This window comes from Listeria sp. ILCC792 (assembly GCF_900186135.1).
Lineage (GTDB): Bacteria > Bacillota > Bacilli > Lactobacillales > Listeriaceae > Listeria > Listeria goaensis.
In genome coordinates this window covers 165,506-192,226 of sequence record NZ_FYBO01000002.1, presented here as the reverse complement: position 1 = coordinate 192,226, position 26,721 = coordinate 165,506, and the positions used below count along the sequence as shown (strand labels likewise).

General features: G+C 42.3%; 22 protein-coding genes. 20 read left to right on the top strand and 2 right to left on the bottom strand.

All coding sequences use genetic code 11. The features are described from left to right. Positions 1-432: 432 nt before the first annotated feature. From CFS60_RS03545 to CFS60_RS03465, 17 genes are all read left to right on the top strand, one after another. Positions 433-2,322 (top strand): endonuclease MutS2, encoded by a 1,890-nt coding sequence (locus CFS60_RS03545; RefSeq protein WP_088838839.1) that lies wholly within the window; start codon positions 433-435, stop codon positions 2,320-2,322. 147 nt (positions 2,323-2,469) lie between these two features. Continuing rightward, positions 2,470-3,459 (top strand): YeiH family protein, encoded by a 990-nt coding sequence (locus CFS60_RS03540; protein WP_088809237.1) that lies wholly within the window; start codon positions 2,470-2,472, stop codon positions 3,457-3,459. 15 nt (positions 3,460-3,474) lie between these two features. After that, positions 3,475-4,296, top strand: a complete 822-nt coding sequence (locus CFS60_RS03535) for a LysR family transcriptional regulator (RefSeq protein WP_088809236.1) — start codon at positions 3,475-3,477, stop codon at positions 4,294-4,296. 148 nt (positions 4,297-4,444) lie between these two features. Continuing rightward, a complete protein-coding gene (locus tag CFS60_RS03530) occupies positions 4,445-5,044 on the top strand; it encodes a GTP pyrophosphokinase family protein (RefSeq protein ID WP_088809452.1) in 600 nt (199 codons plus the stop codon). 85 nt (positions 5,045-5,129) lie between these two features. Then, positions 5,130-7,169 carry a Na+/H+ antiporter gene (locus CFS60_RS03525; protein ID WP_088809235.1) on the top strand — a complete coding sequence of 680 codons (2,040 nt, stop codon included), beginning with the start codon at positions 5,130-5,132 and terminating at the stop codon, positions 7,167-7,169. A gap of 12 nt (positions 7,170-7,181) precedes the next feature. Continuing rightward, positions 7,182-7,742, top strand: a complete 561-nt coding sequence (locus CFS60_RS03520; protein ID WP_088838838.1) for a TIGR00730 family Rossman fold protein — start codon at positions 7,182-7,184, stop codon at positions 7,740-7,742. Between the two features lie 194 nt (positions 7,743-7,936). Then, entirely contained in the window at positions 7,937-8,479 is a 543-nt protein-coding gene (locus tag CFS60_RS03515; RefSeq protein ID WP_088809233.1) for a helix-turn-helix domain-containing protein, read from the top strand. A gap of 14 nt (positions 8,480-8,493) precedes the next feature. Continuing rightward, complete coding sequence (locus CFS60_RS03510; RefSeq protein WP_088809232.1) at positions 8,494-9,588, top strand: ABC transporter ATP-binding protein; 1,095 nt, start codon at positions 8,494-8,496, stop codon at positions 9,586-9,588. Beyond that, positions 9,588-10,397, top strand: a complete 810-nt coding sequence (locus CFS60_RS03505) for an ABC transporter permease (protein ID WP_088809231.1) — start codon at positions 9,588-9,590, stop codon at positions 10,395-10,397. The genes CFS60_RS03510 and CFS60_RS03505 overlap by 1 nt, the downstream gene beginning before the upstream one ends. Beyond that, positions 10,394-11,200, top strand: coding sequence for an ABC transporter permease (locus CFS60_RS03500; RefSeq protein WP_088809230.1), 807 nt, complete (start codon positions 10,394-10,396; stop codon positions 11,198-11,200). Before CFS60_RS03505 ends, CFS60_RS03500 begins: the two co-directional genes overlap by 4 nt. Beyond that, on the top strand, positions 11,197-12,270 hold the full coding sequence (locus CFS60_RS03495; RefSeq protein WP_088825540.1) for an ABC transporter substrate-binding protein: 1,074 nt from the start codon (positions 11,197-11,199) through the stop codon (positions 12,268-12,270). Before CFS60_RS03500 ends, CFS60_RS03495 begins: the two co-directional genes overlap by 4 nt. Positions 12,271-12,569: 299 nt before the next feature. Then, positions 12,570-13,271, top strand: a complete 702-nt coding sequence (locus CFS60_RS03490) for a carbonic anhydrase family protein (RefSeq protein WP_088809228.1) — start codon at positions 12,570-12,572, stop codon at positions 13,269-13,271. A gap of 59 nt (positions 13,272-13,330) precedes the next feature. Then, a complete protein-coding gene (locus tag CFS60_RS03485) occupies positions 13,331-13,873 on the top strand; it encodes an HD domain-containing protein (protein ID WP_088809227.1) in 543 nt (180 codons plus the stop codon). A gap of 133 nt (positions 13,874-14,006) precedes the next feature. Beyond that, entirely contained in the window at positions 14,007-14,882 is an 876-nt protein-coding gene (locus CFS60_RS03480; RefSeq protein ID WP_088809451.1) for an ROK family protein, read from the top strand. 52 nt (positions 14,883-14,934) lie between these two features. Further along, on the top strand, positions 14,935-15,864 hold the full coding sequence (locus tag CFS60_RS03475) for a nitronate monooxygenase (protein WP_088809226.1): 930 nt from the start codon (positions 14,935-14,937) through the stop codon (positions 15,862-15,864). 168 nt (positions 15,865-16,032) lie between these two features. Beyond that, complete coding sequence (locus CFS60_RS03470) at positions 16,033-16,851, top strand: oxidoreductase (RefSeq protein WP_088825542.1); 819 nt, start codon at positions 16,033-16,035, stop codon at positions 16,849-16,851. A gap of 20 nt (positions 16,852-16,871) precedes the next feature. Then, complete coding sequence (locus CFS60_RS03465; protein ID WP_088838837.1) at positions 16,872-17,846, top strand: AraC family transcriptional regulator; 975 nt, start codon at positions 16,872-16,874, stop codon at positions 17,844-17,846. Positions 17,847-18,008: 162 nt separating this feature from the next. Here CFS60_RS03465 and argH read toward each other — a convergent pair whose 3' ends face one another. Beyond that, on the bottom strand, positions 18,009-19,376 hold the full coding sequence (argH, locus tag CFS60_RS03460; RefSeq protein ID WP_088838836.1) for an argininosuccinate lyase: 1,368 nt from the start codon (positions 19,374-19,376) through the stop codon (positions 18,009-18,011). 3 nt (positions 19,377-19,379) lie between these two features. Further along, entirely contained in the window at positions 19,380-20,594 is a 1,215-nt protein-coding gene (locus CFS60_RS03455; protein WP_088838835.1) for an argininosuccinate synthase, read from the bottom strand. Between the two features lie 190 nt (positions 20,595-20,784). Here CFS60_RS03455 and CFS60_RS03450 point away from each other — a divergent pair, with 190 nt between their 5' ends. The 3 genes from CFS60_RS03450 to nifJ all read left to right on the top strand — a co-directional run bounded on the left by CFS60_RS03450 (position 20,785) and on the right by nifJ (position 26,719). Then, the gene (locus CFS60_RS03450) at positions 20,785-21,828 is read left to right on the top strand and encodes an alpha/beta hydrolase (protein ID WP_088815369.1); all 1,044 of its coding nucleotides are present in this window, start codon (positions 20,785-20,787) and stop codon (positions 21,826-21,828) included. A gap of 188 nt (positions 21,829-22,016) precedes the next feature. Beyond that, entirely contained in the window at positions 22,017-22,862 is an 846-nt protein-coding gene (locus CFS60_RS03445; protein WP_088809220.1) for a hypothetical protein, read from the top strand. A 152-nt stretch (positions 22,863-23,014) separates the two neighbouring features. Further along, positions 23,015-26,719 (top strand): pyruvate:ferredoxin (flavodoxin) oxidoreductase, encoded by a 3,705-nt coding sequence (gene nifJ, locus CFS60_RS03440; protein WP_088838834.1) that lies wholly within the window; start codon positions 23,015-23,017, stop codon positions 26,717-26,719. Positions 26,720-26,721 lie beyond the last annotated feature (2 nt).

Sequence of the window (26,721 nt, the reverse complement as noted above, 5' to 3'; positions counted from 1 at the left end):
GTGAGTGTAGTTATATCTTAAATTAGGAAATGAATCAACCAATTAAATTTTTCAAAAACGAAAGTTTATTTGGTTTGCCTATGAAGATACCTAACTCTTTCAAAACATTTACGATTATGACTATCATAATTTGATATGTTTATGAAACTGCAAAGGTGTTTGCAGTTTTTTGCTGCACCTCTTAGCACTTCAGTGCTTAGAGGTGCAGTACAAGGTTGAGCAAAGCGAAACGTTGCTCCAAAGTCCTCTTAGCACTTTTAGTGCCTAGAGGTGCAGTACAAGGCCGAACAAAGTGAGGCGTTGATCCAAGGATTCTCTTAGCACCTTCAGCGCTTAAAGACGCAAGCAAAGCGAAACGTTTTAAACACCTAAAACCAAAATTCAGGACGCACCAAGGTATCTTCCACTTTTAAACAAAGGAGATTGGAAGAAATGAATACAGAAACTTATCAAAAACTAGGCTTTAACGAATTAATGACACGCCTAAGTGAAAACTGCGTGAGCAACGTTGCAAAAGAAAAAGCGCAGGAAGGGCATATATATAGAACGAAAAAATCCATCGCGCATAAATTAGCGGAGACTTCCGAAGCGCGGACAATTTTAAATAGTGGACAAAATTTGCCGCTTGCGGGCGTTAGCCATATTGACCAGCTCATCGGGAAAATCGACCGGGGGCAGGAACTGATGCCGCAAGAGCTTACTCTGATAGCTGATTTTTTGCGGAGTACAAGACGTGTGAAGCAATTTATGGAGAAAAATGAACATGTTGCGCCGATTTTAATGGGTTATTCGGGGAGCATTGAAAGTTTCATGGACGTAGAAGATGAAATTTATGCGGCGATTCGAAATGGCGAAGTGGTGAATGAGGCGAGCCGTGCGTTACGGAAAGTTCGGAAAGCGATTTTAGACACACAAGAGAAGATTTCTGAACGGCTTGAAAAATTCATGAAGAACAGCCAAAACCGCAAATATATCCAAGAATTTTTTGTGAGCAAAAAAAATGATCGCTATACGGTGCCAATTAAAGCGAGTTTCCAAAAATTTGTTCCGGGTGCGATTGTCGAATCGTCTGGGAAGGGAACGACGGTTTTTATTGAGCCAGAAGCGGTGCGGAAGCTAAATGACGAACTTGTTGGCCTTTACGCATGGGAAAGCGCGGAAGTTTATCAGATTTTGATGACGTTAACTGGAAGTATCATTGAAAAACTAGACGGTATTAAGCATAACAAAGATGTTATCGCCGAATTCGACTTTATTTTTGCTAAAGGGAAGCTCTCTAGACAAATGGAAGGCATTTCACCGAGCATCAATGAAAATGGCATTATTCGGCTGAAAAATGCACGGCATCCGTTTCTTTTAGGGACAGATCATGTGCCGCTGCAATTTGAAATTGGGGAGAATTACCGAAGTCTTGTCATTACAGGGCCAAATGCTGGCGGGAAAACGGTTGTGCTGAAAACCATTGGGCTGCTTACGCTAATGATGATGGCAGGCTTGCACATTCCGGCAGATGAGGGGGCGGAAATGGCGATTTTCGACGGCGTTTTCGTGGACATTGGCGACAACCAAAGTATCGAAAATGCGCTCAGCACGTTCTCTTCGCATATGCGCAACATCGCGGACATCGTGTCACGCACGAATAAACAAACACTGCTTCTTTTGGATGAAATTGGAAGTGGGACTGAGCCGAATGAAGGAGCGGCACTCGCGGTCGCGATTTTAGAAGCGTGCTACAAAAAAGGTGCGACGACCATTGCGACGACCCATTATGCGGAAATCAAAAAATATGGCAGCGAACATCCCGACTTCATGAATGCGCGTATGGCGTTCAATCAGGAAACGCTCGAACCGAAATATCAGCTCATCATTGGCGAATCTGGGGAAAGCAATGCGCTTTTCATTGCCAAAAAAATGAATTTGGATGACAAAATCATTCGCCAAGCTTCGCGCTACATGACATCAAAAGATTACGTGTATGAAAAAATCACGGTCCGAAAAGTCGAACAAGACGTGCGCGAACCACAAATTGAATTTGCGAAAGGCGACCGAGTTGAGCTTTTAGAAACAAAAGAAGTTGGCCTCGTTTACGCGCAGGACAAAGATGACGTGACCGTTTTTGCGGGCGGCAAGCAAGTTGTTGTACGCGCCAAACGACTGGCTAGACTCGCTAAAGCAAGCGACCTGTACCCGGCCGACTACGATCTGGACTCCCTTTTTACATCTTTCGCTGAACGCAAAGAAGCACGCGATTTCGAACGTGGCTCCAAAAAAGCGCTGCGGAAAGTGCAGAAGGAAATAAAGAGGACAATTGATAACGATTGATTGTGCGTGTAAAGTTAAGAGCAATCTAAAATGATTGCTCTTTTTTTGTTATTAAAATACTTAATTAAAATCATTTATTATTACTATTTTATTTAATCGTAAAAATCTTTTATACTTAAAGTAAGATATTGAACGAGGAGGATAAAAATGATTTTTGCGAAACAAAGTTTTTGGATTGCGGCGGCAGTGACGCTTATCTGTTCGCTTGCGGGGAAATATTTGGCGCTTTTGCCAGGATTTAGTTTGGTGGGGGCGCTTGTAATTGCGCTTTTGTTTGGAATGCTTTTTCAAGTGAGTCGGCCGGTCATTCAGAAGAGCGAAATTGGGATGGCGTTTATCTCCAATAAATTTTTGCGGCTGGGAATTATTTTGTTGGGGTTTCGGCTCAACTTAAAAGTGCTTGCTGAATCAGGCGTGAAGACGATTTTACTGGCACTCGTTGTGGTTACTGGAATGATTTTTTTAACCTACTATTTGTGTCGGTTGTTTAAAGTGGATGAGAAGCTCGCCATTTTAACGGCAAGTGGCTGCGGGATTTGCGGAGCGGCGGCTGTGATGGGCGTGTCGCCGGAAGTGAAGGCGAATAAAGATGATTCGGTGCTTGCGGTCGCGGTCGTTTGTATTTTAGGCACAGTGTTTACGCTCATTGAAATTGGTTTGAAGCCGTGGCTTGGTTTGTCGCCGACGCAATTTGGTGTGATGAACGGGGCGTCTTTACATGAGATTGCTCATGCGGTGGCAGCGGGGAGTTCAAGCGGGTCTGCGGCACTTGATGCGGCTTTAATTACGAAGTTGTCACGCGTCATTTTGCTAGCACCAGTCGCGATTTTTGTTGGCATGTGGTTCGGGCGTAAGGAAAGCCGGGCAGAAGGGAAGCGCAAACTCCCAATCCCGTGGTTTATGGTTGGCTTTTTGCTCGCGAGCGTAGCGGGAACGTTTTTACCACTTGGCGATGCACTATTAAACGGGCTTGTGAGCGCTGCTTATATTTTTCTTGGCATGGCGATGGCCGCGCTAGGCATGAGTGTGAATTTCAAGGTCATTCGGGCACGTGGGGGCAATGTTTTTCTAGCGGCAAGCATTAGTTCAGCTGTGCTGTTCGGCTTTTCATTTTTGGCAAGCAAATTCTTTTTTTAATCAGGAGGAGAAGTGATGTTTCAACTTTTAGAAACGTTTACGACTGTTTATGAGGAGCAAAATTTCACGAAAGCAGCGAAAAAACTTTATATTTCGCAGCCAACGATTTCCGTGCATATTGAAAAATTAGAACAGGATTTGGGAATAAAGCTGTTTTTGCGAAGTGGTAATAATCGCATTACGCCGACAAAAGCGGCTGATTTCTTATATGAAAAAGCCACGCAAATGAAAAACAACTGGAGCGGGATACTAAGCGAACTTGCGCGTCTTGATGGCGGCGAGCGCAAAAAGTTCAAAATTGCCGCTTCGCAAACGATTGGTGATTTTCTCTTACCGCAAATTTTAAAGCCGCTCACAGATCAATTTCCGCACGTCGATTTCAACTTTTTTATCGAAAATTCGAGTCACGTGTTTCATTCGGTGCACATGCTAGACGCCGATATTGGTCTCGTGGAGTCGCCGGAAATTGTGCCAGGCGTGGAGCGGGAAATTTTCATGTGGGATGAAATGGTCGTTTTTGGCAGCCCGGAAAATAAGACGTGGATTTTCAGAGAAAAAGGGTCTGGTATTCGGGCGTATACAGACCAGTATTTACTAGAGGAAAATATCCAACCTGAAGAAAAAATGGTAATTAACCATAACGCGATGATTCACCAGGCGATTGAGCTTGGACTTGGTCGCACGCTGCAATCAAAATTCGTCACGCACTCTGAACAGGTGACGCAAGAAAAAACGGATTTGAATCGACCGTTTTATTTGATTACAAGCGAACAAAATCGAAATTTAGACTTAGAGATAAAAGAATGTGTTTTTAAGCTTTTAGGGGATTTAAAGTAAAAATCTCATGAGAAATATATAAGTTTTTTTACATTTTGGCACTACTTCCCGAGAAAATGTAGTAACATAGAGGGTGAGAAGTTTGAGAGGAGATTAAGTGGTGGAACAACAACCTTCAGTAAACGAACTAAAAGAGTGGCGGGACCTCATGTTAATGCACCGTTTTGCGCTTGAGGAAGTCAATACAAAGCTTAAAATTTTAAATGAAGAGTTTCAGTTTTTGCATGATTATAATCCGATGGAGCATATTAAATCGCGTGTGAAATCGTTTGAAAGTATTGGGGCAAAACTCGAAAAGAAACAAGTGGACATTACGCCAGAAAACGCTCGCAAACATGTACACGATATTTCAGGGATACGTGTGAGTTGCTCTTTTGTATCAGATATTTTTAAAATTAAAGAGATGCTTGAAAACCAAAATGATTTGAAGATTTTACGCGAAAAAGATTACGTTACGCATCCGAAGCCGAATGGCTATAGAAGTTTACATTTATTATGTGAGGTACCGATTTTCTTAACAAACCGTGTAGAAAAAATTGTCGTTGAGATTCAAATTCGCACCGTTGCGATGGATTTTTGGGCGAGTTTAGAACATAAGATTTATTATAAGTACAAACAAGAGGCGCCGGAGCGTTTAGTAAACGAGCTTCGTGCGGCGGCGAAAATTGTGACGGAACTTGATGATAAAATGAAGAATTTGAATGATGAAATTGAAAAATATAAACTAGAACAAGAAGAAAATAATTAGTTTAACGCGTGAATGATTAACTCGGTTAATTGTTTGCGCGTTTTTGTGTTTTCATGCATAATGTGTCTAGAGGAGGAGAAGTAATTTGGAGATATTTCTATTTGTATTACTACTATTAGTCGCTATTTTTATATCCAATTTACTAAACCGGTTTATACCATTTGTTTCGGTTCCACTTATTCAAATTGGACTCGGTATATTAATCGCTCTCTTACCGATTGGCGCAGAACTAAAACTTAATCCAGAATTGTTTTTAGTCATGTTTATTGCACCACTTCTTTTTAATGATGGAAAAAGAACGGATAAGAAAGCGCTTTGGCGACTTCGGACACCAATTTTGGTACTGGCTCTAGGTTTAGTTTTTGCTACTGTACTTATTATCGGCTACTTTGTGAACTGGATGATTCCAACTATTCCACTAGCTGCGGCTTTTGCACTGGCGGCATCTCTTGCGCCGACTGACGCGGTTGCAGTTGGATCACTTTCAGGGCGCATTCATTTGCCGAAACGAATTATGAATTTATTAGAGGGAGAATCATTAATTAATGATGCTTCGGGTCTTGTTTCGTTCCAATTTGCGATTGCAGCTATGGTGACGGGGACATTTAGTTTGTTGAGTGCTTCATGGAGTTTTCTTGTCATTTCGATTGGCGGCGTTTTAGTTGGGCTAATCCTTAGTTTTCTGAAATTCCAATTTTTAAAATGGGTGCGCGGACTAGGCATGGAAGATGTAACGTTTCATATGCTAATCCAAATTTTAACCCCGTTTTTAATTTATTTAGCCGCAGAAGAATTACATGTTTCGGGCATTTTAGCAGTTGTGGCTGCGGGTGTTGTTCACGCTGTTGAAGGAAAGAAAATGGATCCGCAACAAGTGAAATTAAATGTTGTTTCAAAAAGTACGTGGTCGGTAATTGTATTTGTTTTGAATGGACTTGTCTTTTTAATTTTAGGGACGCAATTGCCTTCTATCGCGGAAGTGGTTTGGCGCGATTCGGGTATTAGTAATGTGCAAGTGACGGTTTACATCTTACTCATTACGGCGGCGCTCATTTTATTACGCTTTGTTTGGGTATTTGGTTTTTGGCAATTTGACCACTCGCGGAAAGCGAGGAAAACGAAGCAGCGACCTGCGTTACGGACGGCTTTATTGACAAGCCTTTCTGGGGTTCGGGGAGCTGTGACGCTTGCTACCGCCTTATCGATTCCCTTTTTCTTAGACAATGGCGAGCGTTTCCCGCAAAGAGATTTACTTATTTTTATCGCTTCGGGTGTAATTCTTTGTTCGCTTCTGATTGCGACGTTTATTTTGCCGATTTTGGCGCGTGGGGGCGAAGCGGACGTTGGGGATTTGCGGCTTAGCCGTGCGGTGCAAATTAAGATTTTGCGAAATGTGATTCGCGGGTTGCACGCCCAGATTACGCCGGAAAATAAGGCTGTGACTGAACTTGTTATGCAGGAATATCGCGGTCGAATTCATGATCTTCAGCAAGGTGAGGCCCATCATAAAATGTCGGATGAAGAGAGAGCGAAGCGGCTTGAAATTATTGGCTGGGAACGCGAGAACATGAAAAAAATGCGCGATGAGGGACAAGTTAGTGCGAGCACAGTTTACCGCTACGAAAGCTATCTTGGTATGATGGAATCGGCTTTAAAACAAAAATTCCTTGCGCGGACTAAAACTTTTTTGATGTTTGCGAAACGCGCGCTACGGCTCGTGTTACATCCGAAGAAATTTAAGAAGATGCAGCAAAAACTTGGAAATACGAAGGAAAAACAAAAAGAGGCTTTTGCTGAAATGCAACTTTTACGTGAGGAGAACGAAAAGTTAACGATTCGTCTTTTGAAATCACAAATTACGGACGACAATACGGATTTAATTGGTCCGCTTATTACGGAACACAAAATGTTCCTTGATCGTCTTAGCGAGAATCGTGTGCGTCCAAGTGAACGACCGAAATCAAATCAAAAGGTTCGCGAAATCGAATTGCTTGGTATTCAAATGGAGCGCGACAACATTCAAAGTATGTTTGAAAACGGTAGTATTTCACGTGATTTGGCGCGTGATTTGAGGCAAAATCTAAATATGCTTGAAATCTATACAGTGGAAGAAGAAATGGCGTAAGGAGAGATAACGTTGAATATTGCAGTTTATTGCGGGGCTAGCGTTGGTGAAAACGCGGTTTATGCCGAAAGCGCCGTACAATTAGGTGAGTGGCTAGCCAGTTCGGGGCATAGTCTTGTATATGGCGGTGGCAAAGTTGGCTTGATGGGCATTGTCTCAAATACAGTTTTAAATGCTGGAGGAAAAGTGTATGGTGTGATGCCCCAATTTTTAGTGGACCGTGAAATTGCCCACGACAAATTGACGGAACTTGTCATTACAAAGGATATGCATGAGCGGAAAAGGAAGATGATGCAACTTGCGAACGCTTATATAGCACTTCCAGGCGGACCGGGCACGCTTGAAGAAATTTCAGAAGTCGTCTCTTGGGGTCGAGTTGGGGAGCATCAAAATCCGTGTATCTTTTTTAACGTCGGAGGCTACTATGATTTCGTGCAAATGTTTTATAACAAAATGGTAGAAGATGGCTTTTTGACGGCGGAAGACCTCGCCAACATTTTATTTAGCGACGATTTTGCCGAAATTGAAGCGTTTATGGCTAATTATAAGGCGGCGAGTGTTAGACAATATTAATGGTGAAATCCCTTTCGGGAGTTAGTTTTTGATTAACTTTCGGCGGGGATTTTTTTATTTGAAAAAGCTATTGAAGTTCAAAATGCTTTGTTGTATAATGAGTCTTGCTGTTACTAAACCTAAAGTTTAATTTTACTAAACAAGTGTGCTTTAGAGTTTAGAATAACTAAACTTCACGAAAGGGAGATGCGCGGATGGAAATTGGAAATCGAATTAAAAATTTACGACTGAGTAAAAATTTAACGCAAGAAGAACTAGGCGAGCGAACGGATCTTACGAAAGGGTATATTTCGCAATTAGAACGTGATCTTAGTTCACCTTCCATCGAAACGCTTTTCGCTATTTTGGAAGTTTTAGGACAATCACCAAAAGATTTTTTTGACGAAGAAGAGCGGCAGCAAAAGGTGATTTATGGTGAAGAGGAACGGACTTTTTATGAGGATACGGAGAAAGGCTACCGAATTGAGTGGCTTGTGCCGGAATCGAATGAAAAGGAGATGGAACCTGTTTTGCTCGAAATTAGCGCCAGAAGCTGCTTTAAGCAATTTGAACCGTCGCTTTCAGAAACGTTTGCTTATGTGTTGAAAGGGACTGTGACAGTTCTCCTAGGCGATAAAACGTATGAAGCAAAACAAAATGAAACGATTTATTTTCATGCAGCAGATGAACACCAAATAATGAATGACGGAGAAGAAGCTGCAACGCTCATTCTAGTTGCAACAGATTCGTATTTGTAAGGGAGGAAAGACGTGTGCAAGATACAATTATTCGCTTTGAAAATGTAACGAAACAATTTGATGACGATGCGCCAGTTTTGGACAATGTCAGCTTTGAAATAGAAAAAGGTAAATTTTACACGCTGCTCGGGCCATCAGGTTGCGGGAAAACAACGATTTTACGTCTCATTGCTGGCTTTTTAGAGGCAACAGACGGCGATATTTATTTAAACGAAAAGAAAATTAATGCGATTCCAGCAAATAAGCGCCCAGTTAATACCGTTTTTCAAGATTATGCGCTTTTCCCGCATTTAAACGTATATGAAAATGTCGCTTTCGGGCTAAGAATTAAAAAATTAGCGAAAAAGGTAATCGACGAGAAAGTAAAAGAAGCGCTTCGTTTCGTCAATCTCTCCGGCTACGAAAAACGCGAAATCAGTGAAATGAGTGGCGGCCAGCGTCAACGTGTTGCCATCGCCCGAGCTATTGTCAACGAGCCAGAAGTTATTCTTCTCGACGAGCCACTTTCCGCGCTCGACTTAAAGCTGCGGACGGAAATGCAATACGAGCTTCGCGACCTGCAACGCCGTCTAGGCATTACGTTCATTTTTGTTACGCATGATCAGGAAGAGGCGCTTGCCATGAGTGACGAAATCTTTGTTTTGAATAAAGGGGAGATCCAGCAAAGCGGGACGCCGATTGATATTTATGACGAGCCAATTAATCGCTTCGTGGCGGATTTTATTGGCGAATCGAACATCGTCCCTGGAAAAATGATTCAAGACTTCGAAGTCGAATTTGTCGGCCGTCATTTTGAATGTGTCGACCAAGGTTTTAACCCAAACGAAACCGTGGAAATCGTCATTCGTCCAGAAGACTTGGAAATTACCGCCGCCGATAAAGGACAGCTTCGCGTCAAGGTAGACTGGCTTTTATTTAGAGGTGTGCACTATGAAATGGGTTGTATCGATGTAGACGGCAACGAATGGCTCGTGCATACAACTAAAAAAGCAAAAATTGGCGATGAAATCGGTTTAACCTTTGATGCCGAAGCCATTCACGTCATGCGACTAGGTGAAACCGAAGCAGAATTCGACAAACGCCTAGAGAGCTACGACGAGGTAGAGTAATGACCAGACGCGCAAGAAACATGTATCTCGTCCCTTACGTCCTCTGGATTGTGCTGTTCGTCATCGCGCCAATTCTCCTCATCGTTTACTACTCATTTTTCGATGTGGACGGCAACTTTACGTTCGGCAATTACGTCCATTTTTTTACACCCGTTTATATGAAAATGACGCTAAGTTCTTTCTGGTACGCGTTTTTGATTACAGTTTTTACACTTTTGATTTCGTATCCGACAGCCTATTTACTCACAAAACTCAAACATAAACAGCTGTGGCTACTTTTAATTATTTTGCCAACATGGATTAATTTACTCTTGAAAGCTTACGCGTTTATTGGGATTTTCGGCACATACGGCGCAGCCAACCAATTTTTGGAACTCATTGGCATCGGGCAAAAACAAATTTTGTTTACCGATTTCAGTTTCCTATTCGTATCAACCTATATTTTTATCCCATTCATGATTTTGCCGATTTTTAATGCGCTAGAAGAACTCAACCCATCTCTCATTCAAGCATCTAAGGATTTAGGAGCATCTAGCTTTACAACATTTCGGCGCGTCATTTTGCCACTGACAGCTGACGGGGTAAAATCAGGTTGCCAAGCCGTATTCATACCAGCACTATCCCTTTTCATGATTACCCGACTCATCGCAGGGAACCGCGTCATCACACTCGGAACCGCGATTGAAGAACATTTTCTCGTCACACAAGACTGGGGTATGGGCTCAACAATCGGCGTCTTTTTAATCATCGCAATGATTTTAATTATGTTCTTAACAGGCTCAAAACGGAAGCGAGGTGCCCGTAAATGAAGAAGCGAAATTATGGTAACATTTATCTCATCATCGTCTTTATTTTGCTTTATGCACCGATTTTCTATTTAATGTTTTACTCGTTTAATTCTGGTGGCACAATGCATGGTTTTAAAGGCTTCACGCTCGGCTACTACAAAGAAGTTTTCAGCGATACAAGACTCCTAATTATCGTCTTAAACACATTCGTTATCGCGTTACTTTCATCGGTCATTGCAACGGCTATCGGCGTTTGCGGCGCACTGGCGATTAAATTTATGCCACGGCCATTTGGTAAGAACTCACTTTTAAGTTTAAATAATGTCCTTATCGTAAGCCCTGACGTTATAATTGGCGCAAGTTTTCTAATTTTCTTCACGATTTTAGGTATTCGACTAGGCTTCATTTCCGTTTTAGTTTCACACATCGCTTTCAGTATTCCTATCGTCGTTTTGATGGTCTTGCCGAAACTACAAGAAATGAGTCCAACGCTCATCGATGCCGCTCGCGATTTAGGCGCCAGTCAGTGGAACGTCTTGTCGAAAGTGATTTTGCCATACATTGCACCAGGCGTACTTGCCGGCTTTTTTATGGCCCTCACGTATTCACTCGATGATTTCGCCGTCACCTTTTTTGTCACAGGAAACGGCTTCTCAACGCTGTCCGTTGAAATTTATTCGCGCGCGCGCCAAGGGATTTCCTTATCAATTAACGCGCTTTCCACTCTAATCTTCCTCTTCACCATTTTGCTCGTCATCGGTTATTACTTCATTAACCGTAGAAATGGCAATAAAGGAATTCGATCGGGGGCGACAAAAGAATGAAGGCTTTACTAAAAATTTTCATTCCAGTTCTCATTCTAGCTTTTGGTATGATGATTTTAGCAACAATGATGAATCGCTCCGAAGGGTATGCAGGCGGGAATACGCTTACGATTTATAACTGGGGTGACTATATTGACCCTACTTTAATCAAAAAATTTGAAAAAGAAACTGGCTTGAAGGTCATTTATCAAACTTTCGATTCGAATGAAGCGATGATGACAAAAATCGAACAAGGCGGCACAACGTTTGATATCGCGGTGCCAAGTGATTATGCCATCAATAAAATGAAGCAGGAGAACTTGCTTATTCCGCTTGACCACACTAAACTGCCAAACGAAAAATATTTAGATCAGCGGTTTATGAACCTTTCATTTGATGAAAATAACGAGTATTCCATGCCATATTTTTGGGGCACACTCGGCATAATTTACAACAAAAAAATGTTTCCGGATAAAAACTTTGATAATTGGGATTCGCTCTGGGACCCAGAACTAAAAAACCAGATTCTACTCATTGACGGTGCGCGTGAAGTCATGGGGCTCGGCTTAAATAGCCTCGGCTACTCGCTAAACGACACAAACGAGGAACATCTACAAGAAGCCCTTCAGAAGTTGAAAAAAATGACGCCAAATGTGAAGGCGATTGTTGGAGATGAAATCAAGCTTTTGATGGCCGATAATGAGGCTGGCGTGGCTGTTACATTTTCAGGCGAAGCTTCCGAAATGCTGAGTGAGAATGAGGATTTAGATTACGTCATTCCAAAAGAAGGATCCAATTTGTGGTTTGATAACATGGTTATTCCAAAGACTGCTAAAAATGTAGACGGCGCACATAAATTCATCAACTTCATGTTAAAACCGGAAAACGCCGCAATTAACGCGGAATATGTCGGCTATGCGACGCCAAACGAGGCAGCCATTAAACTTTTACCGAAAGAAATCTCACAAGATAAGCGCTTTTACCCAAATATGAATGAACTTGATAATTTAGAAGTTTACGACAACCTCGGCAAGCGCATGCTTTCGCATTATAATGAACTATTTTTGGAGTTTAAGATGTACCGGAAGTAAAAACCTGTAAACTACACAGAGAAGAGAGAAATTACAGATCTGGCTATTTTGTTATAAAAAAAGCGGTTAAAGACGCCATTATTGAAATAGAAAAATAAGAAACGCAGCGGTCAAATTATTTGGCCCTGCGTTTTTTTGTATTTTAAGTTGCATGAAAGATATGCGGTAAAATACCTTTAAAATGACTGCTTTTTACTCAAGTGTATGTCTTTTTTGTGAAAAGTTAGAGCATGCGAATTGTAAATTAGTAAACTTTTTTGCTACAATACTTGTAAGTTCTTTAGAAATGGGGGATATTTATGCCTGCTTATGAGATAAATTGGTCGTACAAAGGCGAAAAAGGACCTGCAAATTGGGGACATATTTGTTCCGATTTTGAAATAGCGCAAACTGGGGAAAAGCAATCGCCAATTAATATTCAGACAGAAGAAGTTCAAAGCGTAGAAGGAAATCCAATTGATTTTCACTATACAAATACAAATTTCACAATGAAACGTGTTGAAAATTCCGTGCATCTTTTTCCGCACGAAGATAATCAATATGTGACATTCCGTGATGATAAATATACGCTCCAAGCTTTCCATGCGCACATGCCAAGTGAGCACCATTTAGACGGAGAAAGCTACCCAATTGAGTGGCACTTCGTTCATGAAAATGCGCGCGGTGAGAAATTGGTTATTGGGGCTTTTATGGAAGTTGGCACGAACATTTCCATCGATTTAACGAACGTCAGACGTGCTTTTCCAGAAGTTTTCAAGGAATTTGGCGTCGAGCGTGAGCTGACACTAAATGTTGACGATTTTTTACCAGAAGAAAAAGCCTTTTTCTCTTATGAAGGGTCGCTAACTACGCCGCCAACTGTGGAAGGGATTACGTGGATTGTGCTTAAAAACAGACGTGTATTTGGGCACGTGGCGCATAAGGCACTGGAAAAAGTAATCGGTGGCACGAACCGCCCGATTCAAGAATTAAACGGACGCAAAATTACGTTTCATAAATAAAAGGGTAAGACGCAGCAATCGCTCGCGTCTTATTTAGTACAGAATGAGGATGATGACAGATGTATGAAAAAGCTGTAAAAATGGCTAGAGAAGCTCATGAAGGACAAAAACGTAAAATTACTGGTGAAAAGTACTTTTCGCACCCACTAAACGTTGCGCGCATTTTGCGTCAGGCTCAGCTGCCTGAATACGTTGTCGTTGCTGGGCTTCTTCATGATGCAGCCGAAGACACGGCGCTTACGATAGCGGATATTGAACGAGAATTCGGGGGAAAGGTAGCTAGACTTGTTGCGGCTCATACGGAGGATAAATCGCTTTCTTGGGAAAATCGGAAAAGTCATACCATTCATGTCGTCGAAACAGGCGACCTAGAGGTGAAATCCTTAATTGTTGCCGATAAATTAGATAATCTAACCTCAATTAAATATGCCCTTAGCTCTGAAGGAAATCAGGTGTGGACGTATTTTAAACGTGGTTACAGCGAGCAAAAATGGTATTATATGAGTGTTGCGGAAGTGATGTATAACGGAATTTCAAAAGATGAAGCACCAGCTTTTTTTGCCCAATATGATCGGCTCGTAAAAACGGTTTTTCGGCGGTAAATTTTTAAATTAAATTATCTGACTTTTTAGGTATAAAGAATCTAAAACGCTAATTTTCTAAAAATAATCTTGTGTTTTTGGAAAAATGAGGTAAGATGTATTTGAAAACGTTTTACATAGGAGGAAATGAATGATGGTTTTTGGAGCGATTGAAGCAGGTGGTACAAAATTTGTTGTTGCGGTTGGCGATGAAAAAGGTCGAATTATTAAACGAGAAACTTACAAAACAACGGAACCCGCAGAAACGATGCAACAAGTGATTCAATTTTTCAAACAATATGAAAGCGATTTAAAAGCAATTGGTGTCGGCTCGTTTGGTCCTATTGACATTCGGAAAGACAGCGCAACGTACGGTTACATCACGCATACGCCAAAACTTGCTTGGCGAAACTACAATATTATTGGGGCGCTTAAAGCGGAGTTTAGTGTACCGATGGGCTTTACAACCGACGTAAACGCGGCGGCACTTGGTGAAGTGACACTTGGCGCGGCGAAAGGATTAAGCAGTTGTATTTATGTGACAATCGGCACTGGAATCGGCGGGGGAGCAGTCGTTCGCGGCGAAATTTTAGAAGGATTTTCGCACCCGGAAATGGGGCATATCATGGTAAAACGCCATAAACACGACCGTTTCACAGGAAATTGTCCCTCACACGATGACTGTTTGGAAGGGCTCGCGGCAGGTGGTGCTATTGAAAAACGTTGGGGGCAAAAAAGCGTCTTGCTTGCTGAGAACGAAGAAGTCTGGAACCTAGAAGCGCATTATTTGGCGCAGGCTGTTATGAATTACAGTTTAATTCTTTCGCCTGAGCGAATTATTTTAGGTGGCGGCGTCATGAAACAGCGCCAATTGTTCCCACTTGTACGTCAAAAGCTCAAAGGCCTCATGAATCAATACGTGCAACTACCAGCGCTTGATGAGTATATCGTTCCGCCGCTTTTAGAAGATGATGCGGGCATTACGGGCTGTGTGATTTTAGCCGTTCAAACGTACGAAAGAGAGTTTTAAAGCGACCATATTTTTGGTATAATGTGAGCAAACACACATTTGGAGGATTACTATGTCAATTACAACTTTACTGGGAATTAAATACCCTATCATTCAAGGTGCGATGGCGCAAATTGCGAAGGCACCCCTAGTTTCTGCCGTATCAAACGCCGGCGGGCTTGGCATCATTGCGTCTGGCGGAATGAGCGCGGATGATTTGCGGGTTGAAATTCAGAAAACGAAGGCGCTCACGGATAAGCCATTTGGCGTTAATTTAATGCTAATGATGGAAAATATTCAGGAACTTACGGACGTCTTAATTGAAGAGGACGTTAAAATAATTACAACAGGCGCTGGCACACCAAAAAGTTTCATGCCGATTTGGAAAGAAGCGGGCATAATTGTGATGCCAGTTGTGCCGTCTGTCATGATTGCTAAAAGGATGGCGAAGCTTGGGGCGGATGCGATTATTGCGGAAGGCACGGAAGCTGGTGGGCATGTTGGCGAAACGACGACGATGGCCTTGTTACCGCAAATTGTAGATGCTGTCGATATCCCCGTTGTCGGGGCTGGTGGCGTTGCAGACGGGCGGGGAATTGCGGCTTGTTTTGCGCTTGGCGCAGAAGGCGTTCAGGTTGGGACCCGCTTTTTAGCCACAGATGAATGCCCTGTACACCCTAACTTCAAAGCTGCGATGTTAAAGGCAAGTGATCGCGATACGACGGTCACGGGTAGAAAAGCGGGCGCGCCTGTGCGTTCGATTAAAAACAAAATGATTAAAGAATACTTGCGTTTGGAAGAAGAAAATGTCGACCGCGATGCCCTAGAAGCATTGACGCTTGGCTCGCTAAGAAAAGCGGTTTTAGAAGGCGACACGGAAAACGGCTCCATCATGGCCGGTCAAATTACGGGTATGATAACGGATATTAAACCGTGCGCGGAAGTCATTCAAGATATGATGCGCGAGGCAAAACGTGTTGCGGGGAATTTGGTGGTTGAATAAAAGAAGAGAGCCAGAGGAGGCTCTCTTCTTTTATTCATGTTTTCCTACTTATATAGAAAGTTCTTCTCTTATTTGGCGCTTATGGTTAATATAATGGCGTGTATTGCTATTCTTCTCTTGATTAAATCGTTGTATACTTTAGCTATACAATTTTTAGGAGGAGTTATCATGAGTAAACAAGTCATTTTAATTACTGGGGCAACAAGTGGAATTGGGTATCAGACGGCAAAATTTCTAGCAGAACAAGGGCATAGGGTATATGGTGCTGGTCGCAGGATTGAAAAAATGGACAGTTTAAAGAATATAGGGGTTACGAGTATACAGTTGGACGTAACAAATGAGGAATCCATGAATAAAGCTATTCAAAGTATTATAGAACAAGAAGGTAAAATTGATGTATTAGTTAATAATGCTGGCTATGGCTCGTACGGAGCAGTGGAGGATGTTACAATTGAGGAGGCAAAAAAACAGTTTGAAGTAAACCTTTTTGGTTTAGCTAGACTAACGCAACTAGTACTGCCCCATATGAGAGCACAAAACTATGGTCGCATTATTAATACCTCTTCAATGGGTGGCAGACTTACAAGTTTTATGGGTGCGTGGTATCATGCTACAAAATATGCGCTTGAAGGGTTCAGCGACGCTTTGCGAATGGAAGTCAAGCAATTTGGCATTGATGTTGTTTTGATTGAACCAGGAGGCATTAAAACGGACTGGGGATTTATTGCTGCCGATCATTTAGAAAAATCGGCTCAAGAAGGGGCTTATGCAGCAATTGCAAAGAAAACGGCACAAGGAATGAGAAAGCAGTATAGCGGAAATCTCATGTCAAATCCACTCATTATTTCAAAAGCGATTTCAAAAGCAATCAATAGTAAGAGGCCTAGGACACGTTACTTGATAGGTTTTGGCGCAAAACCGCTAGTATTTCTACATGCCATTTTACCAGATAGAGCTTTTGATTTTCTAATGATGCGCGCGAGTTAAAATTAAAAGAAGGTGATTAAGTGAAGTTGACCATCACAAAGCAATTTCAAGCGTTTCTTAGTAATCAAGGACTAGTATTAGAACACCTTTTACAAAAAGCGGACATTCCCAACTTACTGTGGAAGGAAGAGCTGGTTGTAGATGAACAACAATACTATCGACTACTGAAAGTTTTTGATGAATATATATTAGATGAACAGCTGCTGGCATTTAGCGAAGTAGAAAATATTAATATGTTTATGCCTCCCATTTATGCTGCCCTTTCTGCCAAAAATGGAATGGAAGCTCTCGAACGTTTTATAACTTTTAAAAAATTAATTGGACCAATAACTATTGGTATGGAAATTTTTGAAGATACGGTACAAATTCGTTTCTCCTTTCTTTTTCCAAGTCAAGAGTTGCCGAGGTTTGCTTTACTAAATGAACAGCTTTTACTGGTGAGCCTTTTACGGAGAGGAAGCGAGAAGGAAATTTCGCCCATGCTTGTAAGCGGGCCGTTTGATTACGGAGAACCTATTACGCAATATTTAAAATCTACACCAAATAAAAGCCAGGGAAACATGCTTGTCTTCAGGCGAGAAGATTTAGAAATCCCTTTCTATACACAAAATAATAGTATGTGGCAATTCATTGAGCCAGAATTGAAAAATCGACTATCTGCCGTTTCTAAGCCAACCACCTTTGTGGAAACGATTCAGAATGAATTGTTTAAGGCTATTCCTAGCGGACACTTTTCATTATCAGATATAGCCCGGAAAATCGGCGTAAGCGCTCGTACACTTCAAAGAAACCTGCAGGCTGAAAATACGACATTTAATCAACAGGTTAAACATGCACAAATGACTTTAAGTCTGAATTTCTTACAAAACAAAAATTTGACAACAACAGAAATTGCCTATTTAGTAGGATTTTCTGAAGTGAGCTCTTTTTCACGAGCATTTAAAAAATGGACAACCAAAAGCATCACTCAGTATAAAGAGGAAATGACCAAGTAAATCTTTAAGATATATTTTGCAGAAAATTTTTGTGGAAGATGAATAGACATAATAAACCCCGAAAGTTAGATTTTTGATCTGATTTTCGGGGTTTAGTACAAATTTCTTTTTTTGTAGTTCCATTTGATAGCTCTACACGCATCAATAGAAGCATTGAGCAGGCTATTTTTCTTTCGCTCGTTCTATTGCTTGTCGCACCGAATCAAAACCAGTTCCGCCGTATGAAGTTCGTTTTTCCACAGCAGTTTTGGAGGACAAGCTTTCATAAATATCGGCTTTGATGAACGGGGAAACTGCTTGAAAATCTGCGAGTGAGATATCTTGCAGGAAAATTCCTTTTTTCGTGCAGTCTAAAACGAGTTTTCCAACGATTTCATGCGCTTCTCTGAAAGGCACGCCTTTTTTAGCTAAATAATCGGCGAGTTCGGTCGCGTTTGAGAAATCTTTTTCGGTCGCTGTTTGCATGCCTTTTTCGTTTACGCTCATCGTATCAATCATTCCGGCGAAGATGGCTAAACTGTTCGTCACCGTTTCCACTGTATCAAACATGCCTTCTTTGTCTTCTTGGAGGTCTTTATTATAGGCGAGAGGGAGGCTTTTCATGACTGTAAGAAGCGAAAATAAATTCCCATAGACTCGTCCCGTTTTCCCCCGAATAAGCTCTGCCATGTCGGGGTTTTTCTTTTGAGGCATGATAGAACTGCCGGTTGAAAAAGCATCGGTTAGTGTGACAAATTGAAACTCGTGGCTCGTCCATAAAATAAGCTCTTCGCAAAAACGCGAGAGATGCATCATTAAAATTGCCGAATGGCTTAAAAATTCGATAATGTAATCGCGGTCGCTTACGGCATCCAAACTGTTTTCATAGACGTTCTCAAATTCCAGTAGCTCTGCGCTGTATTGGCGATCAATTGGAAAAGTTGTGCCAGCAAGCGCGGCGGCTCCGAGCGGTGAATAGTCGATGCGCGTTAGATTTTCTTGAAAGCGCTCCGTGTCACGCGAAAACATATCATGATAGGCGAGCAAGTGATGGGCGAACGAAATCGGCTGCGCGTGCTGCAAATGCGTATAGCCGGGCATAATCGTCTCCACATGCGCCTCTGCTTTTTGGATTAACACGAGTTTTAAATGTTTAAGCGCCTTTAAAATGTCGTTTACCGCGCGTTTTAAGTACAAATGCATATCCGTTGCCACTTGATCGTTGCGACTTCTCGCCGTGTGCAGCTTGCCTGCTGTCGCACCAATTTCGCCGTGCAGTAATTTTTCCAAATTTAAATGGATATCTTCATTTTGCGTTGTAAACTGAAGTTTTCCTTGCTGCAATTTATGTCGCAGTGACTCCAAACCAGAAATAATCAATTTGGCGTCGTCTGCTGGCAAAATCCCAGTCTTACCAAGCATCTTTACATGCGCCAAGCTACCTGTAATATCCTCGTCCGCGAGTTTTTGGTCGAACGAAATCGATGCACCAAACGCATCAATCCAGTCTTCGCTCACGCCTTCAAAGCGGCCGCCCCAAAGTTTTTCCATTCGTCACACCTCGCTTATCGCGTTTTTTTGTGCATTCACTTCTGCGTTCACTTTAGTTGGCAGACCGAACAGCTTAATAAAACCAACTGCAGCCTCCTGATCAAAAGTATCTGCCGAGGTATACGTGGCCAAGTTTTCATCATAAAGGGAATTAGGTGACTTTCTTCCTTCTACAATGGCATGCCCTTTGTAAAGTTTTAGGCGGATAACGCCGTTTACGTACTGCTGTGTCGTTTTTAGGAAGCTGATCAGTGCCTCTGTGAGCGGCGAATACCAAAGCCCGTTATAAATGGTTTCGCTGATTTTTTGCTCAATAAGCGGTTTGAAATGCGCCATTTCGCGAACGAAAGTCAAGTCTTCAAGCGCTTTATGTGCGGTGATTAGCGTCACGGCACCAGGGCATTCATACACTTCGCGTGATTTAATGCCGACTAAGCGATTTTCGATGTGATCGATGCGTCCGATTCCGTGCTTGCCGGCAATTTGGTTCAGCGCAAGAATTAAATCCGCGAGCCCCATTTCTTCATCGTTTAGCGCGATTGGCACGCCAGATTTAAACGCAATCTCAATGAATTCCGGCGCATCGGGCGCGTTTTCAAGTGAGGCAGTTAGGTCATATGCTGCTTCAGGTGGGGCTGTCCACGGGTTTTCTAAGACACCGCATTCATTGCTTCTGCCCCATAAATTTTGATCAACAGAAAACGGGTTGTCTAAGTCAATTGGAATCGGAATCCCGTTTTCTTTTGCATAGGCAATTTCTTCTTCGCGCGACCATTTCCAGTCACGAACGGGCGCAACGACTTTTAAATGCGGGGCTAGGGCATGGATTGCGACTTCAAAACGGACTTGGTCATTGCCTTTCCCCGTACAGCCATGCGCGATGGCAGAAGCCCCTTCTTTTTCGGCGATTTCAACAAGTTTTTTCGCGATTAAAGGTCTTGAAAGTGCCGAAACAAGCGGGTATTCCCCTTCGTAGTAGGCATGGGCTTGAAGCGCCACCAACGCAAATTCTTCCGCAAACTCATCTTTTGCGTCCACCGTGTAAGAGGCAGAAGCCCCAACTTCTAAAGCTTTTTCTTTAATAAAATCGAGGTTTTTCCCTTCCCCAACGTCTAGACAGCAAGCAATGACATCATAATTTGAATGAACGAGCCACTTGATTGCTACAGAAGTGTCCAAACCACCAGAATAAGCCAAAATAATTTTTTCCTTCACCATTTTAACAGCCCCTTTATTTATAAATATACATTTTATTTAATATATATTACCATTGATTATGTATTTTTACAACAAAAAATTAATTTTTATTCATTCAGGTGTTTAAAAATCCACGTTGCGTTATAATTGGTTAACTGAAATAAACCTGATATACTTAGAAAGTAAATTACTGATTAGGAGATGAGCGCAATTGAAAAATACGTTGAAATGGATAGGCATCCTTGCTTTCGGCATTATTTTATTACCGCTTCTTGCTGTTTTATTTATCTATAAAAAAGCAGTTGGGAAACGCGATTACGATCCAAAAGTTTTGGATAATTTAGAAGAAGCTGCGCAAGATTACGTGAAAAAGAAGGCGCCACTTTCTGATGTGGATTCTCGTTATAAATACATTCGTCTTGCTGAAAAAGCGATTCCAGCAGCCAAACAAATTGAAATTGGCGACACGGAAGATAAAAAAATTGATGGACCAGGTGGGAAAATTCCACTGCGAATTTATACGCCACAAGAAGAAGGTCCATACGATATTATCATTTATTTCCACGGTGGTGGATTTATTACCGGCGGTCTCCAAACGCACGATACAATTGCTCGTAAACTTGTTCAAAAAACAGGCGCACGTGTTGTATCGGTAGATTATCGTTTGGCACCAGAAAATCCTTTCCCAGCAGCTATTGAAGATGCTTACGCGACACTTCTTTGGGCGGCTAGCCATAAGACGAGCTTGCGAAACAAAACAGGGCAACTTATTGTGGCCGGCGATAGCACAGGCGCAAACATTGCGGCAGTTGTAGCCCAGCTTGCTAAAGCGAAAGGACAGCCAGAAATCAGCAAGCAAATTTTACTTTATCCGGCTACGGATATCTTTAGTCGTGATGCTTCTGTTTTATACCCATCGATGGATGAATTTAGTGAGGGGTATGTACTTACGAAAGAATCGCTCGACAAGTATTTTAAACTATACTTACGGAATGCGACTGACCGGAAATATGATCCGCTTGTAGCGCCAATTCGTAGCAAAGATTTAAGCGGCTTGCCGAAAACATTCCTCGTGACGGCGGAGTACGACCCGCTTCGTGACCAAGGTGAGGCTTACGCCAAAAAATTAAAAGACGCTGGCGTACCAGTTTTCGCCAAACGTCTTGAAAAAGTTCCGCATGATTTCATGAACACGGAAACTGCTGCGGCAGAAGAAACATACGAATTAATTCAAGAGTTTTTGGAAGAAAAATAAACATGACGAACGACCTGCTATTTATATGCGGGTCGTTTTTTGGTTTGCCAAGAGTTCAATAAAGTGTCGAAAATATACACAAAAACTCACTATTTAATTGAAATATCTAGAATTATTCACAAAAATGTCGAAATTATACTTATTTCTGTTTGGTATAATAAAAGTAAATAGAAAAGGGAGAGGGTAAAATGAAAAATAATATAGCTGGTTTGTTAGATTCGAATGTAAATGAGGTTGTTACAGAAGAGATGTTAATTAAAGAAAATTTGCTTAGGTTTACAGATATATCAATTCAACTAAGCAACATTTCTTATTTGTTTTCGGGAAAGAAGAAGTTTAAAATACCTATTGTTATGATTATCTTTATACTCATTTCATTAATTTTACTTTTTACAGTTCCTATCGTAGGCGTTATTCTAACGGGTATTTCAGCTTTTTATGTTTGGACTATATATAATAATTATACAAGTAGCAAGCAGTACCTAACTTTATACTTGAATTCAGGACAGGTTTATCAAATCCACTTTAATAGCCGAGAATTTTTAGAGCAAGTGCGAGATGCAGTTGAATTTGCTTTTAATAATAATAATGCTTATTACGATATCAATATTGAGAAGCAGACTATTGAAAATGGAGATAAATATTCTATAACGAGTAAACATGCAAATATAAATTCGCACAATAAAAATAGTTTCAATGATTCATCTGTTAATGTGAAAGATACACATGGAAGTACAATTCAAGGTGCGATAAGTGGAAATGACAATAGAACTTCAAATACTATAAATAAAGAGACAAGTTATAATTGGAAAGAGATTCAAGCGGAATTAAAAAAAGTGATTGAGGCAATTAAAATTGATTCAGAAGTTAAAAAGGCTAGTCTGGAAGCTTTAAAAGCAGCAAACCAACAAAATGAAAAAGAATTTGTTGCTGTTGTGAAAAATAATAAAACGGTCTTTTTATCTGAGTTATTCCAAAATATTGTTAGCCAATCTTTGGCTCAAGTCATAACATATACAATGGGGATACGTTAAAATAAAAAAGAGCAAACTACGAAATTTAAGTTTGCTCTTTTTTAGCTATTCATTTTAAAAACAGGAAAAAATGCCAATTGAGCCTTGGGCTAAACTGGTGTACAATGATATGATAAAGTTTGAACAAAAAATTAGAGACTGGAAGTGCAATCATGCGAAAACAAAAAACAATGGACGGAAACACAGCTGCGGCCTATGTTTCCTATGCGTTTACTGAAGTTGCCGCAATCTATCCAATCACGCCAAGCTCAACAATGGCAGAGCTCGTAGACGAGTGGTCATCTGCTGGTAAGCAAAACTTATTTGGGGAAAAAGTAAAAGTAGTTGAAATGCAATCAGAAGCAGGAGCGGCCGGAACCGTTCACGGCTCATTACGCGCCGGAGCTTTAACTAGTACGTATACGGCTTCGCAAGGGCTTTTACTGATGATTCCAAACATGTATAAAATAGCTGGTGAATTACTGCCAACTGTCTTCCATGTTTCCGCGCGAACGATTTCCGCTGCATCGCTGAACATTTTCGGGGACCATAGCGATGTCATGGCGGCCAGACAAACCGGCTTTGCAATGCTCGCAGAAGGCTCTGTGCAGGAAGTCATGGACTTATCAGCAGTCGCGCACCTCGCCACATTAAAAGGTCGCCTGCCATTTATGAACTTTTTCGACGGCTTCAGAACGAGCCACGAACTACAAAAAATCGAAGTGCTCGAATACGAAGAACTAAAAGCACTTTTGGACGAAAGTTCCCTCGCCGAATTTCGCGAACGAGCAATGTCACCCAATCGTCCTACAACGTCTGGATCCAACCAAAACCCAGATATTTTCTTCCAGCAACGTGAAACCGTCAATCAGTATTACGAGAAAATTCCTACAATCGTACGTGATTATATGAACGAAATTAACGCGCTACGTGGAACGAATTATGATTTGGTCAATTATTACGGAGACAAAGAAGCGACGGACGTTATCGTTTCGATGGGCTCTGTAACACCAGTTGTGGAACAAGTTATCGATCAGCTCATGCGGGAAGGGAAGAAAGTCGGCCTGCTAAATATTCGGCTGTATCGACCATTTCCAGCGGATGTTTTTTTAGAAAAAATGCCAAAAACAGTCGAACGTGTCGCAGTGCTTGATAGAACGAAGGAGCCAGGCGCTTCTGGTGAGCCGTTGTTACTAGACGTTCAAAGCGCGCTTTACGATGCGAAAGCTCGACCGCTCGTCATTGGTGGGCGTTACGGTTTAGGTTCAAAAGATGTTACCCCAGACCAGATACTGGGCGTTTATTCGCACCTAAAAAGTGAGGCACCAAAACCACGGTTCACAATTGGGATTTTCGATGATGTGACGCATTTGTCGCTGCCGGCAATTGGAACGAAGGATTTGACGAATGAAAACACGTTCCAATGTAAATTTTTCGGATTTGGTTCTGATGGGACGGTTGGCGCGAATAAAGCGGCGATTAAAATCATTGGTGATAAGACGGATTTAAACGTGCAAGGCTATTTTTCCTACGACTCGAAAAAATCAGGTGGCTTGACCATCTCACATCTTCGGTTCGGCGAAAATAAAATTCGTTCGGCATATTTAATTTCCAAGCCGAATTTTGTTTCCTGCTCGTCGGCGTCTTACGTGAGCCAGTACGATTTACTTGATGGCTTAAAACCAGGCGGTACCTTCTTATTAAATACCGTTTGGGAAGGCGAACAACTTGAGCGGCATTTACCTGCCAAAATGAAGCGCTACATGGCGGAAAATGATATCCAATTTTATACGATAAATGCCATTAAAATCGCGGCGAATGCCGGGCTCGGACGTCGTATGAATACGGTCATGCAAACGGCCTTCTTTAAACTGACGAACATCTTGCCATTTGATGTGGCTTTCAGCGAACTGAAAGAATCGGCCATTCGCACCTACGGGAAAAAAGATATGGCGGTTGCAGAAAAAAATATTTGTGCCATGGACGACACGCTTACGCATTTAACCAAAGTAGAAATCCCTGCGTCTTGGAAAGCAGAAACTGAACAGCCTGCGCCTAGATATGCTGATAAACCGGCTTATGTGAAGCACATTTTAGAGCCCGTAAACCGTCTAGAAGGTGATTCGCTGTCGGTCGGTACGCTGATTGCAAACGGCATGGTGGACGGTAGCTACCCGCAAGGTACGGCGGCTTACGAGAAACGCGGTGTGGCGCTTGAAGTACCCGAATGGGTTTCAGAAAACTGCACGATGTGTAATGAATGTGCCTTCGTTTGTCCGCACGCGGCTATTCGCCCAGTTCTTGTGAATGAAGCGGAAAAAGAGGCGGCTCCGGCTGGATTTTTAACACGCGAAATGCGCGGCAAAGACGGTTTGAATTACCGCATTCAAGTGTCGCCAATGGATTGCACGGGCTGCAATTTGTGCGCGCACGCTTGCCCAGCGAAAGATAAGGCACTTGTTATGAAGCCATTTGAAGAAATGACGGAAAAAGAAGCAGGCAATTGGGACTTCGCGATGACAGTTTCACCGAAGAAAAACCCTGGCAAAAAAGAAACGCTTCCAGGCAGCCAATTTGAACAGCCGCTACTTGAATTTTCAGGGGCATGTGCGGGTTGTGGTGAAACGCCTTATGTGAAGCTCCTGACGCAATTGTTTGGCGACCGTATGATGATTGCCAATGCGACAGGCTGCTCATCCATTTGGGGGGCATCAGCACCGGCGACGCCGTACACGGTGAACGCTGACGGGCACGGCCCCGCATGGGCAAATTCGTTGCTTGAAGATAATGCGGAATACGGATTTGGTATGCATCTCGCGAACAAGACGATGCGGGAGGCGCTCTTGCACGACGTTCTCGGAGTCCTCAAACAAGATACGCTTTCGGACAATCTCCGTTTGGCGCTCACAGAATGGCGGGACGGCATGCATGAAAGCGAAGGGACGCGAGAACGCGCGGAAAACCTACAACTGGCCCTTCTAGCAGAAATGAATGGTCAAAGAGAGCTTGAGTCGCTTTACGCCAAACGCGATTTATTCATAAAAAGATCGCAGTGGATGGTCGGCGGAGATGGCTGGGCTTATGATATCGGCTTTGGTGGTATCGATCACGTGCTTGCGTCTGGCGAAAATGTGAATATGCTCGTGATGGACAACGAAGTTTACTCGAATACGGGCGGGCAGTCGTCTAAGGCGACACCAATGTCGGCGCTCGCGAAATTTGCTAGTTCTGGAAAGCGTATGGGGAAAAAGGACCTCGGTTTTATGGCGATGAGTTACGGTAATGTGTATGTGGCTCAAGTGGCCATGGGGGCAAACAAAAAGCAACTTATCAAAGCTTTCCTTGAAGCAGAGCAATTTGATGGACCATCGCTCATCATCGCATATACGCCTTGTATCACTCACGGGATTTCAGCGGGCATGAAAACGATGCTAACGGAAACGGATATGGCGGTTTCATGCGGCTACTGGAATTTATATCGCTACAATCCAGAGCTCGTTGAAAAAGGAAAAAATCCGATGGTGATGGACTTTAAAAAACCAGATTTCGATCAGTTTTATGACTTTTTAAAACGTGAAACGCGATTTTCGGCGCTTTATAAGGCGAATCCAGACACAGCGCTTTCCATCTCGAATGCAACGAAGGAAGATGCACTGCGCCGCTTTAAGCGCTATGCAAACATGGCGGGGCTAGATACGGATAAAATTTTCGGCAAAAAAGAGGGCGAAGTAAAGAAAGAATCAAGCGCGGACGAACGCGCGGCTAGGAAACTTGCACGTGAAGCTGCTCGTTCTGAGGCACCAGTCGACCCTGAACGTGAAGCAAGACGACTAGCAAGAGAAGCGCGTAAAAAGGCGAAAATGGAGCAAGGAGAATAATA

Bases quoted from the DNA above. Each gene is read 5' to 3' on its own strand.
- CFS60_RS03545 (WP_088838839.1), top strand. From the start codon at position 433: ATGAATACAGAAACTTATCAAAAACTAGGCTTTAACGAATTAATGACA.
- CFS60_RS03540 (WP_088809237.1), top strand. From the start codon at position 2,470: ATGATTTTTGCGAAACAAAGTTTTTGGATTGCGGCGGCAGTGACGCTT.
- CFS60_RS03535 (WP_088809236.1), top strand. From the start codon at position 3,475: ATGTTTCAACTTTTAGAAACGTTTACGACTGTTTATGAGGAGCAAAAT.
- CFS60_RS03530 (WP_088809452.1), top strand. From the start codon at position 4,445: ATGTTAATGCACCGTTTTGCGCTTGAGGAAGTCAATACAAAGCTTAAA.
- CFS60_RS03515 (WP_088809233.1), top strand. From the start codon at position 7,937: ATGGAAATTGGAAATCGAATTAAAAATTTACGACTGAGTAAAAATTTA.
- CFS60_RS03505 (WP_088809231.1), top strand. From the start codon at position 9,588: ATGACCAGACGCGCAAGAAACATGTATCTCGTCCCTTACGTCCTCTGG.
- CFS60_RS03500 (WP_088809230.1), top strand. From the start codon at position 10,394: ATGAAGAAGCGAAATTATGGTAACATTTATCTCATCATCGTCTTTATT.
- CFS60_RS03495 (WP_088825540.1), top strand. From the start codon at position 11,197: ATGAAGGCTTTACTAAAAATTTTCATTCCAGTTCTCATTCTAGCTTTT.
- CFS60_RS03490 (WP_088809228.1), top strand. From the start codon at position 12,570: ATGCCTGCTTATGAGATAAATTGGTCGTACAAAGGCGAAAAAGGACCT.
- CFS60_RS03485 (WP_088809227.1), top strand. From the start codon at position 13,331: ATGTATGAAAAAGCTGTAAAAATGGCTAGAGAAGCTCATGAAGGACAA.
- CFS60_RS03480 (WP_088809451.1), top strand. From the start codon at position 14,007: ATGGTTTTTGGAGCGATTGAAGCAGGTGGTACAAAATTTGTTGTTGCG.
- CFS60_RS03475 (WP_088809226.1), top strand. From the start codon at position 14,935: ATGTCAATTACAACTTTACTGGGAATTAAATACCCTATCATTCAAGGT.
- CFS60_RS03470 (WP_088825542.1), top strand. From the start codon at position 16,033: ATGAGTAAACAAGTCATTTTAATTACTGGGGCAACAAGTGGAATTGGG.
- argH (WP_088838836.1), bottom strand. From the start codon at position 19,376: ATGGAAAAACTTTGGGGCGGCCGCTTTGAAGGCGTGAGCGAAGACTGG.
- CFS60_RS03455 (WP_088838835.1), bottom strand. From the start codon at position 20,594: ATGGTGAAGGAAAAAATTATTTTGGCTTATTCTGGTGGTTTGGACACT.
- CFS60_RS03445 (WP_088809220.1), top strand. From the start codon at position 22,017: ATGAAAAATAATATAGCTGGTTTGTTAGATTCGAATGTAAATGAGGTT.
- nifJ (WP_088838834.1), top strand. From the start codon at position 23,015: ATGCGAAAACAAAAAACAATGGACGGAAACACAGCTGCGGCCTATGTT.